This is a genomic window from Candidatus Paceibacterota bacterium (assembly GCA_041666545.1).
GTDB lineage: Bacteria > Patescibacteriota > Minisyncoccia > Phycocordibacterales > JBAYGS01 > JBAYGS01.
Genome location: JBAYGS010000004.1, coordinates 78,254 through 90,300, shown reverse-complemented (window position 1 = coordinate 90,300; position 12,047 = coordinate 78,254). Strand labels below are relative to the sequence as shown.

At 45.6% G+C, this 12,047-nt stretch carries 10 protein-coding genes; 2 read left to right on the top strand and 8 right to left on the bottom strand.

Translation table 11 applies throughout. The features are described from left to right. Positions 1-48: 48 nt before the first annotated feature. Positions 49-231, top strand: coding sequence for a hypothetical protein (locus WCT25_03945; GenBank protein ID MFA6536549.1), 183 nt, complete (start codon positions 49-51; stop codon positions 229-231). Positions 232-340: 109 nt separating this feature from the next. Then, a complete protein-coding gene (locus tag WCT25_03940) occupies positions 341-550 on the top strand; it encodes a hypothetical protein (GenBank protein MFA6536548.1) in 210 nt (69 codons plus the stop codon). Positions 551-628: 78 nt separating this feature from the next. Here WCT25_03940 and WCT25_03935 read toward each other — a convergent pair whose 3' ends face one another. The 8 genes from WCT25_03935 to WCT25_03900 form a co-directional block, all read right to left on the bottom strand. Beyond that, the gene (locus WCT25_03935) at positions 629-1,087 is read right to left on the bottom strand and encodes an NUDIX domain-containing protein (GenBank protein ID MFA6536547.1); all 459 of its coding nucleotides are present in this window, start codon (positions 1,085-1,087) and stop codon (positions 629-631) included. Positions 1,088-1,202: 115 nt separating this feature from the next. Further along, complete coding sequence (gene secA / locus WCT25_03930) at positions 1,203-3,683, bottom strand: preprotein translocase subunit SecA (GenBank protein MFA6536546.1); 2,481 nt, start codon at positions 3,681-3,683, stop codon at positions 1,203-1,205. Between the two features lie 486 nt (positions 3,684-4,169). Beyond that, a complete protein-coding gene (murB, locus tag WCT25_03925) occupies positions 4,170-5,183 on the bottom strand; it encodes a UDP-N-acetylmuramate dehydrogenase (GenBank protein MFA6536545.1) in 1,014 nt (337 codons plus the stop codon). A 460-nt stretch (positions 5,184-5,643) separates the two neighbouring features. Next, complete coding sequence (locus WCT25_03920; GenBank protein MFA6536544.1) at positions 5,644-6,681, bottom strand: hypothetical protein; 1,038 nt, start codon at positions 6,679-6,681, stop codon at positions 5,644-5,646. Positions 6,682-6,822: 141 nt separating this feature from the next. Then, the gene (locus WCT25_03915; GenBank protein MFA6536543.1) at positions 6,823-7,509 is read right to left on the bottom strand and encodes an HAD family hydrolase; all 687 of its coding nucleotides are present in this window, start codon (positions 7,507-7,509) and stop codon (positions 6,823-6,825) included. An 80-nt stretch (positions 7,510-7,589) separates the two neighbouring features. Then, on the bottom strand, positions 7,590-9,779 hold the full coding sequence (locus WCT25_03910) for an O-antigen ligase family protein (protein MFA6536542.1): 2,190 nt from the start codon (positions 9,777-9,779) through the stop codon (positions 7,590-7,592). 86 nt (positions 9,780-9,865) lie between these two features. Next, the gene (locus tag WCT25_03905; GenBank protein ID MFA6536541.1) at positions 9,866-10,969 is read right to left on the bottom strand and encodes a Gfo/Idh/MocA family oxidoreductase; all 1,104 of its coding nucleotides are present in this window, start codon (positions 10,967-10,969) and stop codon (positions 9,866-9,868) included. A gap of 176 nt (positions 10,970-11,145) precedes the next feature. Further along, positions 11,146-12,039 (bottom strand): DMT family transporter, encoded by an 894-nt coding sequence (locus WCT25_03900; GenBank protein ID MFA6536540.1) that lies wholly within the window; start codon positions 12,037-12,039, stop codon positions 11,146-11,148. Positions 12,040-12,047: the final 8 nt, after the last annotated feature.

The following is a 12,047-nucleotide window of genomic DNA, read 5'->3' as shown; positions in this document are numbered from 1 at the left end:
AATTGAATTTTGTTATTATATCAAAAGACTCGAACCTGGAAAAACTATATGAAATGGAATGAAATTCTACTAGCAATCCTGGCCGGTGCTTTTGGTGGTTTCATCTTCTTCTCTGTCGGAATGAAGCCCTTATGGGCAAGCGGATTGGGGTTTGCGTTCGCAACTATGTTTGCGCTAATGCTCGCCTATCTCAACCGCACTGGCCCTTTCAAAAAAACCAGGAAGGGCTGACTTTCTTTTAATTTGGCTCGCCAAGGAAACTTGGCGGGCTTTTTAATTTACTCAACTAACTTTAATCTTATCATGCTAAACTTATAGCAGAAGTCTACGAAAGGAAGTTATGAGAAAATTGAAACCTCAGCCCAAATTCCAGGACCTGATATACCAATTCCTTGATGACAACCCCCAAAGTGTTAAGCAGAGATTTGCTGACAGGATGAAGGTCACAATTTCGACCCTCTATCGTTGGGCCGCCGGCACCAGTTGCCCACACAAGCTAGTGAGACTCCGGGTTGCCAAAATTTTGAAGGCTGAATTTACAACTTCCTAAAACCAAACCACAGAAGCCTTGGCTTCTGTGGTTTTAATTATTTTCTGATTTGTGTGACATCTTACAATATTTATCAACTTACTCAAGCGTATAGAATATTTTCTTATTATAATTATCAACAATCTTGGCACTTGGAAAATATAAAGGGGTTGGCAAATTATTAATTCCAAACCATTGCCATTCAGTAATTTCGTCAGGTTCCATAACTTTTGGTTCTCCATTGAACTTGTCGGAAAATAACCCAATGGTTACAAAGTGAGCGTGTTCGTTTTTATCATTATTAACACAAATAACTCTCACATCCTCCAAATTGATTCCGGTTTCTTCAGAAACCTCTCTCCTGGCTCCATCTTCAAATGATTCCCCATATTCAAGCTTTCCGCCAGGCATTGTCCAAGCCCCTTCCCCATGTAACTCCGAGTCGGCCTTATCCGAATCAGAATGTCTCCTACCAAGCAGGATATCACCGTTTTTGAAGACCATCACTCCAAAACCTGCCCCAACTTTCTTATTTTCTTTATTAGCATCATTTCCCATGGCACTTTTTATCCCGCTAGTTAATTTATCAGAACAAATTTACTACGAGACTGCGCTTATTTAGTTTAAATAATTAACTCTCTACACTAGATTATGCACCTATACTTACGGCCGGTTACTGACCATGGCACCGCTTGAATTTTTTCCCCGACCCGCAAGGACAAAGATCATTTCTGCCCACTTTCGGACCTTCCTGCGCCGGCGCAGCCTTAGGATTGTCAGTGTTGCCAACAATCAGTTTTGCTTCATCATGGACTTCTTGCAGTCGCGCCGGTGCCTCCTGTTTAAAGCCGTCGGTCTGCAGTTTTGGCAAAAGCTCCAAGACTTGGTGCCGAATAGAAGCCTCCATATCTTTGAACATTCGTAGGCCTTCTTTCTTGTACTCAACCAGTGGGTCCCTCTGGCCGTAGGCGCGCAAATTAACGCTACCACGCAGATAATCCATGACTTCCAGATGCTCCACCCAGAACATGTCGACTGTCTGGAGAATCAATCTTTTTACAATTCCCAGAAAGACTTCCTTGCCTAGAATCTTTTCTTTTTCAGCCAAAGCCTGTTTGATTGTCTCGTCACTACCCTCGAGCTCAATAAAATTCTTAAGGACTTCCTCTACATCAGAAATCTCGCCGAGCAGAACTTTGCGTCGTCTTTCATAAATAGTTTTTCTCTGCAAATTCAAAACATCATCATATTCCAAAACATGCTTGCGGGCATCAAAGTTGAAACCTTCGATTTTGGTTTGAGCACTCTCCAGCGATTTGGTAATCAACCGGTTTTCAATCGGCTCATCTTCAGCGATATTAAATCGCCCCATCATTTTTTTAATCGTATCCGAAGCGAAAACCCGCATCAAAGAATCATCGAGCGAAACGAAAAATTGTGTCGCACCCGGATCGCCTTGACGGCCGGAACGACCTCGGAGTTGATTATCGATTCGTCTCGCTTCGTGCCTTTCAGTGCCCAGCACAAAAAGTCCACCCAAACCTTTCACAGCTTCATAATCAGACTTCACCAAAGGACTACCGCCCAATTTAATGTCAACACCTCGACCGGCCATGTTGGTAGCAATCGTCACCGCACCTTGCCTGCCGGCTTGGGCGATAATTTCCCCTTCCTGCTCATGATTCTTGGCATTCAAAATCTGGTGCGGCACGCCTTCCGATTTGAGATAGGCCGAGAGCAATTCGTTTTTTTCAACCGAAACAGTACCAACCAAAACCGGCTGGCCGGTTTTATTCAATTCTTTAATTTTTTTGGCCACGGCTTTAAACTTGCCGGTTTCGGTCTGAAAAATTTGATCATTATTATCGACTCGCGCAATCTCCCGATTAGTCGGCACGATCACAACATCAAGACCGTAGACCTTGAAAAATTCCTCGGACGAAGTGGCGGCCGTACCGGTCATGCCGGAAAGCTTCTCATACATTCGGAAATAGTTTTGGAAGGTGATAGACGCAAAAGTTCGAGACTCTTTTTGAATCTTCACGCCTTCTTTGGCTTCAATGGCTTGGTGCAGACCTTCCGACCAGCGTCTACCAGGCTGTAAACGGCCAGTAAAAGGGTCGACGATGATTACTTCATCATCTTTGACGACATAGTCGGCGTCGCGTTTGAAAATCGCCTTGGCTCGCACCGCCGTCTCCAAGTGATGCACATACTTAATCCCGCCTTCAGTGTAAATGTTCTCAATCCCCAAAAATTTTTGCGCCTTCTCAATTCCGGCGTCTTTGAGAGTAATCGCTTTCAGCTTTTCATCAACTTCGTAATCGCTATCTTGATGAAGCTTCTCGGCGATTCCGGCAAAGCGCGTGTAAAAATCATCCGACTCGGCAGTCGGCGCCGAGATGATAAGTGGGGTTCTCGCCTCATCAATCAAAATCGAGTCGATTTCGTCAACAATCGCATAGTGAAATTGGCGCTGACGGATTGAATTGCCGTCGTATTCGATATTGTCGCGCAAATAGTCGAAACCGAACTCATGATTGGTACCATAAGTAATATCTGTGGCGTAGGCCTCTTTGCGACTGACCGGTCTTAAAAATTCGTGCACAACCTTAAACGACCCTAGCCCATCGCGTGTCTCATCCAATTCTTTATGGGCCGGATCATAAACAAAACTACTTTCGTGATTTATAACTCCAACAGAGAGACCCAGTGCATTATAAATCTGTCCCATCCAGACAGCGTCACGGCGAGAAAGGTAATCGTTGACCGTCACCACATGAACACCACAGCCCGTAAGTGCGTTTAGATAAGCCGGCAGAGTGGCCACCAGAGTTTTACCTTCACCGGTTCTCATTTCAGAAATTTTTCCAAAGTGAAGCGCCGCACCACCCAAAAGCTGAACATCAAAATGCCGTTCTCCCAAAGTTCTTTTGGCCGCTTCCCGAACCAAGGCAAAAGCTTCCGGCAAAAGATCGTCAAGCTTGGCTCCGGTAGTAAGCCTAGCTTTTAGGTCTTGGGTCTTAGCCTTAAGTCCACCGTCCGCCAACTGACCAAACTCGGCTTCCAAAGCGTTAATCCGCAGCACCAGAGGCTCGTAGACCTTGGCCGAACTTAGACCTTTGTTCCCAAATAATTTAGCTAAAAATGCCATAGTCGGGTCATTTTAACACAAAACCGAGCCCGCCGGTAAGCGGGCTCGGAGTGACCAAATTACAAGATACAAATTCCAAATTAAAATTCGGAAGACAAAAACTCGACATAAATGTCGAGTTTTTTGTTGGACAAAATGTCCTCAGAGTTATCGGCGTCTTTTCTTGGCCTTCTTTGCCTTCTTGGCTGGCTTTCGCTTCTTTGATGCCTTCTTGGCTTTTTTCTTTGCCATAAAATAGATTGAGTTTCTTTATTTTCACAGAACGAGTGGGAAGAAAGAAACTTAAATTAAATTTTTAACAAGCGTACAATAATTTTATTCGACCATTTTGCCTAGCAAAATTAGAAATTAAATTTATTGCATAGACTTAAGTATATTATGCGCCTTAAATAAACCTAGCACAATCAATTTTTGTCAAAAACAGTGGATAACTCAGAACCAGTTTATAAAATTATTTTTAATTTAAAATTGAAACTTAAAAAGTAATCAGACAATCTGAACTTCTTCCTCAATTTCAATTCCAGTCGCATCCTGAACTTTATTTTTTACCATTTGAGAAAAGTTTTTAATTTCTTCGGCGGTAGCTTCGCCATAATTTACCAAAACCAACGGCTGTTTTTCAAAAAGGCCGGTTGATTTGTGACGAAAACCTCTCAGGAGACAGATTTTGTCCAAAATCCAAGCCAAAGACACTTTGACATGTTCACCTTGATGAGAAAAGGTCGGCAATTCTGGATACCGACTCTTCAATCTAGACGCCACAGAATGATGAACAATTGGATTCTTGAAAAAAGATCCGGCCGTGCCAATTTTACTTAAATCAGGAAATTTACCAGCCCGGATTTTGAGCACCGCCACCCTGACCTCATCGGCACTGACCGGCCTCTGATCGGCAAAATAGCTAGCCAGATCAGTATAAGAGATGCGCGGTTGAAATTTGCGACCTAAAAGATAGCTGACACGGACAATGACAAACTTTTTGCCGGCTAGGGTCTTGAAAAAACTGTCACGATAACCGAAATGGCACTCCCGATTGGAAAATTTTTTGACTTCACCGGTTTCCAAATTAACGGCCTCAACCCAATTAATCAAATCTTTGACCTCAACTCCATAGGCGCCGACATTCTGCACCGGCGTCGCGCCGACTGTTCCGGGGATGCCGGAAAGATTTTCCAAACCCGATAGCTGATGTTCAACGGTGGTTGCGACGAAACTATCCCAATTTTCCCCGGCCCCGGCAATAACCTCGGCCGAGTCACCGACTTCACAAAAATCCAAACCGAGAAAATTAATCTTAATCACCAAGCCGTCAAAACCTTTATCATCAATCAGCAAATTTGAACCGCCACCAAGAATTAGAATTGGCACCTTTTCATGCTTGGCAAAAGCAAAAGCCTCTTTAAGATCGTTTAGGTTATCGGCCAAACAAAAATAGCGAGCGTCACCGCCCACCTTTAAGGTCGTTAACTCTCGCAAAGGAAACTTTAATTTAATTTCCATCCTGCAATTTTTAAATTTTGCGCCGAGAGATGGCCGGCGGGGGCTAACTCCAAAACTAATGTCTTATGTGAGTGCAACCGCCGGCCGTCACTTGAAACAACTAGCATAATCATAACACATAGAACATGGAACATTATGCACACGACACAAATACACGACAGCACTCGACACCAATACGCGAATGAGAACGAATGACACGAATATTAGTGTGCCCTATTCGTAAGGGTTCTTAACACAAACACGAAACCCGCCGGTAAGGGCGGGACTCATGCAGACATTCGTTTTGTTGAGCTAACCAATACCTAAAGAACTTGCGTTAATTAGGGCTAGCACTCACACCCTGTAGCATAGCATATATCATTAAAAAAAGCAAGCTTTTTACCATTTCACTGTGGATAACCCTAAAATAACCAATAAAATAGGCCTTTCCTGTCTCCAGGAAAGGCCTGGGAATCGGGTTCTAATTCGATCCCCTGACAATTGTCTCCATCATCTCAACGGCAATTTTGGCCGCCGTGCCAGGCGGATTCGGCCTCGGATAGCACCGAGCCTGATTTTCCCGAACCGCATCGGCCTTGGGGCTTTTTGGGTCAAACAACGCACTCAAGGCCACTCTAGCCTCGGCAATGCTGTTAACCGGAATCGCCACACCCTCCTCGGCCTCAATCGCCCGTTCGGTGCCGAAGAGAGTTCGCCGTTTCTGACGAATCACCTCGGACAAGAGAACGATGGTCGGGACCCGTCGGTAAGCGGCATCCTGGTAAGTCGTCGACAGGGCGTTAAAGAAAACATCTGCCCCTGCCAACACTTCCGCAGTCGAGGCGGTACTTGGTGGCACCAGCTCAACCCCGGAGAAAGCCGTGTAGCCTTTCCAAGCATTCTTGTCCCCGGGATGAGGACAGAAAATGATTCGGCGACCCTTCAAGTTCGGATCATCAGACAGAAGAGCCTGCGAAACGGTCGCGAGCAGACTCAGGTTCACCGCGAGATCCTTGCTCCCGGAGCAAAGGATGATTTTCGTATCCGCCGGCAGAGCCAACTTTTGCAAAACCGACTCTCGCGAGACATTCGCAAGAACAACTTCCCGAGAAGGGTGCCCGGTCGCTTTCACAAAGGCAACTGGGAAAAGTTCCCGAGCTTCCTCCGCTTCATCTTCACGCAAAACGGCGAGAAACGAAGCGTCCGCCCGGAAATCTGCAAACCACTCTCGTTTGAAACAACCCGGCGCGTCGGAGAAAAGTCCAAAAGGAATTTTCAATGCGAGAGCCTGGGTCAATACCTCCAGCTCCGGGTCAGCCAATTGCTCACTCGAAGACATTCCGACAAAGACGACGTCCGCATCGACCGCCTCCCCCACCTGCTCCAAAGTAACTAGGCACTCACCGGGGTTTTCACCGATGATTAAGACCACCCGATGGCCACGAGCTTCAAGCTCTTTGGCCACCGCTTTCATCATATCCGTGGGATTCTTATCATTCGCGACAAGCACTACCTTCATCTAGACCTCCGTTTTTGAGGGTTTTCTATCAAACAACTGCCGGTTTTAAGCCAGCTTTTCTGTTCTGAGACTAGCACACTGTCTCGACTTTGTCAAGAAAATTAAAGGGCCGGCAATCGTCGCGATTGCCGGCCCAAATCCCTACTTCTTTTCAAAAAGAGCGATCTTTTTCGGAATCTCCTGAAGGTCACTGATCAAACAGTACTTCGGCATCCCCTTCGGTCGCCTCTCCCCCCAATTGTTCCAGGAATTGGCCATACCAACGAAATGGCAACCGAAATCTTTGGCCGCCTTCCAGTCATTTTCGCCGTCTCCGACGAAAACGATTTCCTTCGGTTCCGCCGCGGGCGTAGAACTTCTGACAATCCGCAAATTTTCGAGCTTTCTGTTCGGCCAACCAAGAATTTTTTCAAAGTAGTCGTCAATCCGAAGCGCCTGCAAGCTTTTCAAAAGTCCGGGGGTTGGGGTAGCAGAATTGACATACAACTCGAATCTGAATGTTTGAAGAGAATCCAGAAGCTCTTCGGCATGTTCTGCCAAACCGCTATCAACCAGCAGTCGTTGGACAATCTGGTCATAGCACTCGGCATAGGCTGGAACCAAGACATCGTCAAACGCTTCGGTGTGGCCGAACCGGAGAATAACATACTTCAGAATATCAAATCTGGATCCTTTACCTTGCCCAAATTTAAGGCGAGCTTCACCAAGCCATTTCTTGGCCTGACCACTCCACAGGTCAGCCATAAAGTCCCAGGCTTGTTCCTTGAGCGGTTCCCCGCCTTTGGTCAAAACTCCGTCAAAGTCGAACACTATCTTTTTGATCCTCATGAATACTCTCCCATTCAGTTTTGTTTCGGCCTCAATTGGCCACGGTTCTATATTACAGACTACAGATATTTCTCAGAGTGTCAAGGGTTCCGGCCGGCTTGAATCTCGCGAATATAATATTCACCCTGTTCTTTAACGCCCGGATTAAGCTCGATCGCCTTTTGAATTTCCGCTACTGCCGCCTGTCGTTGACCAAGCTTCAAATAGGTCGCGGCCAAAGACAACCGCGGGGCCGGGTCGTTCGGGCTATCTTTGATAACAAGTTGCCAGAGTTTGGCCACACTATCAAAATCGCCGATAGCCGCAAAAGCGTTAATGAAGCGACTGTCAGGAACAAGAATTGTTCCGTAAATCGGCACCAGAATTTCGCGGGCCAAATCTAACCTTTTCGCGTAAATCGCGCCGACACCGTAAGTTTTCCGGGCGTCAACATAATTTGGCTCAAGATCTAGGGCTTGCTTAAAAATGTCCAGAGCTTTGTTCGGGTCACCGTTGTTGATATAAAGCGAACCCAACTCAAACATAATTGATTGTTTTTGGGGCGAAAGAGCACGCGCCATATCGTAATACTTCAGCGCCTCATCATAAATCTGGAAGTTATTCAAGAAAGTCGCCATAAAAAGCTGGTACCTCGCATCCTGGGGGGTTTCGGCAATCTGCTTTAGCAACTCAGTTTTCGTCAAATCAAAAAAAGCCTGTTTAATTTCGATTGGTGCATTTGACCTGCCGAAAGCGTAAGCAGCTTGGGCCAACTGTTCACGAACTTCGGCCTGACCAAAAGAATCGTATGACACGGCTTTTATGAATAATTCCAAATTTTTTGACGGCCCCTCGCTCCGCTGATGAAGCGCCGAAGTAAGTGCCCGGCTCTGAAGAATACCTTTAACATTCACAAAATATAGGGAGACAACAGCCAGCACAACAATTGCCGGCACAAAGATCCTATCGGTTGTTCCCTTGTCTAATCGGTAATCAAGACTGACTTTATTATAGTCGCCCAACTCTGTCGCAGTATCTTTAGTATAAAGATAGGCCAACAACGAGAAAAACATCAAATAGCTAACAAGCTGGTCAAACACGAAAATATTGTTTATGCCGTAAGCAATGATAAGGCCGGTCAAAATGGCCTTATCAATTACTGAAAACCGCTTATCGCCACCACTTCGCCAAATTGAGTATAGGGCTGACAAATACAGGCCGAGGTAGACTGAAAATCCCAAAATTCCGCCAGCAATCAACCAGTCGAGAAAAACATTATGTGCCCGATCAAACCATTGCTCCTGACCGTACATTTCCGGATTATAATATTTGTTAAAAACATAATTGAAACTCTCTTGGCCCCAACCAAAAATCGGCTTCTCTTTAAAGCCTTGCCAAGCCATATTCCAAACCTGAAATCGTGGCTGACCTTCAGCCAGAGAAATTGAAGCCAAGCGAGAAAGTGGCCCTTTGTTTTGCAAAAAATTAGAATCTCTAATTAAAGCGAAACCAATAACCATAACAAGCATCACAATTAAAGCTCCGCCGGCAATCCTTCTACTCTTTAAATGAACTCTCTCAAACAGGACTAGACAAATCAACGCCACAATCGTCCCGCCGACAAGACCCAGCAATGCACCTCGAGTGGCAGTATTATAAAGACCAAATAATTGCAAAAACAAAATCACACCGTAGGTAATTCTCATACCTATGCCGTTTTTATCTCGAAGCCAAAGAAAAACCGTAAGAAAGGAGGTAAATAAGAGATAGACCGCTAAATAAGTTGCATTGCCCATTGTCGCGTCCAATCTGGTAGCCCCTTGGTGTATGACAAAAATGCCCAGCAGCTGAAAGACTGCATAAGCCGAAACCAATGTACTGACGCCGATTACTGTTTGGAAAAATCGAGTCCAAAGTTTCTCTGCCCGGAGAACTGTTCCGATAACCAGAAAATAGGCCACGAGATGAAGCAGCGTGATATAACCCTCCATTCGTTCAAAATTGCTCCAAAAACTTTTGTAAGTATTCAGACTTAAAGCGTCAGCAACCAACATTACCAGCAAAAAGGCTCCTAGCATCCAGATTAGTAAATGCTTTTTAGGACGAAAACTCACCGACCGCAAAGCCAAGATTAGCCAGCAGGCCAAAATAATTTCGGTGATAATTCTAAAAACAAAACCTTTACCACTAATAAATGGAAAAAAACTACTGTTGGTGACAACTAGAGGAATGAACGGCACCAAAAATATTCCGACCAAAACAACTCTTCTCAAAATTTTATTCACCTCCATAACCCTTTGAATATATCACAATCTAAATTGACTTACCATTTGAGAAAATTAAAGGGGCGCGAGGTAATCCTCGCGCCCTTGAAAGACTAGAACTGGAAGGCTGGCAAATGCTGATTTTCATCACTTCGCCTGGCAGCCTGCAAAATCTCCATCACCAAGAGTCCGCTCTCCAAAGAAACCGGGGATCGCCAAGCACTGCCACCGTTTCCAACTGCGGCCCTCGTCTCGATCACTTTTTGAATGTGGAGCATCTCCTGGAAGAAGTCGTCCTGCCGTCTCTTGGCAAAGACTTTTTCTTTAACCTCCGGCGAACCGAAAGTTTGGAAGCGAACCAAATCACCTTCCGTGTGCCCATTGCAGATCCATTCAATGAAACCCTTCGACCCCTGCAATCTGACCCACTTGCGAGTCGGCTTGGTAACGACATCTTGAACCACTCGACCAATGACTCCGCTCGCAGTCGTCAGATTGAAACAGGCGATGGAATCATACTTCCCACCGGTCGGTGGCTCCTCCATTTTTAGAAACGGAGTGACCATCACAACTTGACCAAGACCGGCCTCAAGCGCCAGATGATTGAAGAGGTGCAAAGCGTGTGAATGCTCGCCAGAAGCTCCTCCGCCTCGAGCCGTGAAGCCCAAGTAAGAGTCAGCCGGACCTTTGAGCCACCGGTGGGCTTTGAAAATTCCCTCCCAGTTCTCGCGGAATTCAACATCCAAAGTTTGGACTTCACCAATTGAACTCTCGCGTAGCATTTCGGAGACGAAATCAATCGCCGCCGAAACCGCATGGTCGTAACCAGCCAGAACCGTCGTCGGGCTGATCGGCTTCGTCACCTGATTCATAAAGTCGGCAAACTCCTCCCGTTCGGCAAAATCCGGCGTAAAGAGTGGCTTTTCAAGAAGCAAAACTTTTGGCTTCTCTTCGAGTGCTTGCAAAGCCAAATGTAGTCGAACATCCGGAGGTGTGCCAATGCAGATCACATCGAAGCCACCTTTCGGTTCATTCGCCGAATCAAAAAGTTGGATCTTTTCATCCCAGGCACCGTAGCGAGAAGGAAAAATATCTTCCTTCATCCGCCGAAGTGCTTCCTGATCCCGATCCACCACTGACACATCCCAGCCCATTCGCCTGGCAGCTTGTGAAAGATGGTTCCCGATCGATCCTGCCCCAATGACTTTTACTTTCATATTTAGCCCTTTGTTGAGGGTTCACTTGGTAGAACAACCGAGTAGCTCGGTTCTGTTCACACCATATATCAGATAAACAATAGTGTCAATAAAATTAGCCCCATTTGATTCACGAGATTGTGGTTAGAAATAAAAAACACCGAAAACTTTTCGGTGTGACGCTTAAAGAACCCCCGTCATCCTCCAAGAACGGACAGGACCGTACCGGCTATCATGATGACAACTGCCAAAATTTTTCTATTAATATTCTTTTCTTTAAGGAACGATCCGCCAAAGATAACTGCCCAAATTGCAACCAGCCTCTTAGCCGATGCAGCATAGGCAGCAAAAGAATAGTTCAAGGCCTCAAAAGTCAACACCAGACCAAGGCTGAACAAAATCACCAGGCCAGCCACGAATAGGAAAGACTTTCTGGTAAACATCTGGCCGATTCCCCACCCAGGCTCCCTAAATTTAAAGCTAGAGATGAAAAACACAATCACACCAATCAGGAAAAAGGACACCGCTCCAGAAAAAACAGCCGAGGACAAAACAACAATCTTTTTGTCAAAAGGAAAGGAAATGGCAAACAAAACTGCTGTAGCTATTCCCATTTTGACACCTTGGCTTTTCAGAACAGTCGAAAGTTTAGTTTTCGCAAATCCAGCCTCTGAATACATCAGGAACCAGAGTCCGATTACAGTCACAACAACCCCCAAGATACCCCAAACGGTCGGTCTCTCTCCAAGAAACAACATACCGGTCAATAGCACGATCGGAGGTGTGAGTGTTCGGAGCGGAGATATCAAGGAAACTTCGTCGCGATATGACATTGCAGAATACCAGGCATAATGGCCGGCTGAAGCAAAAACAACTGATATAGCTAGCGCAAACCAGAAGCCCGTTTTTACTTCTGGAAAACCAATAAAACTCGACACCAAAAACAAGACGGCTCCTGACAACATGAACACGGTACTCAATAGGAAATCTTTGTTGATGCCGGACGCAAGAGTTTTTTTCAGCAAGACATCATAGAGACCGAGGGCGATTGTTCCAGGCAACATAAACAGAAAAAATAGAGTTGTTTCCATGTTGAAGA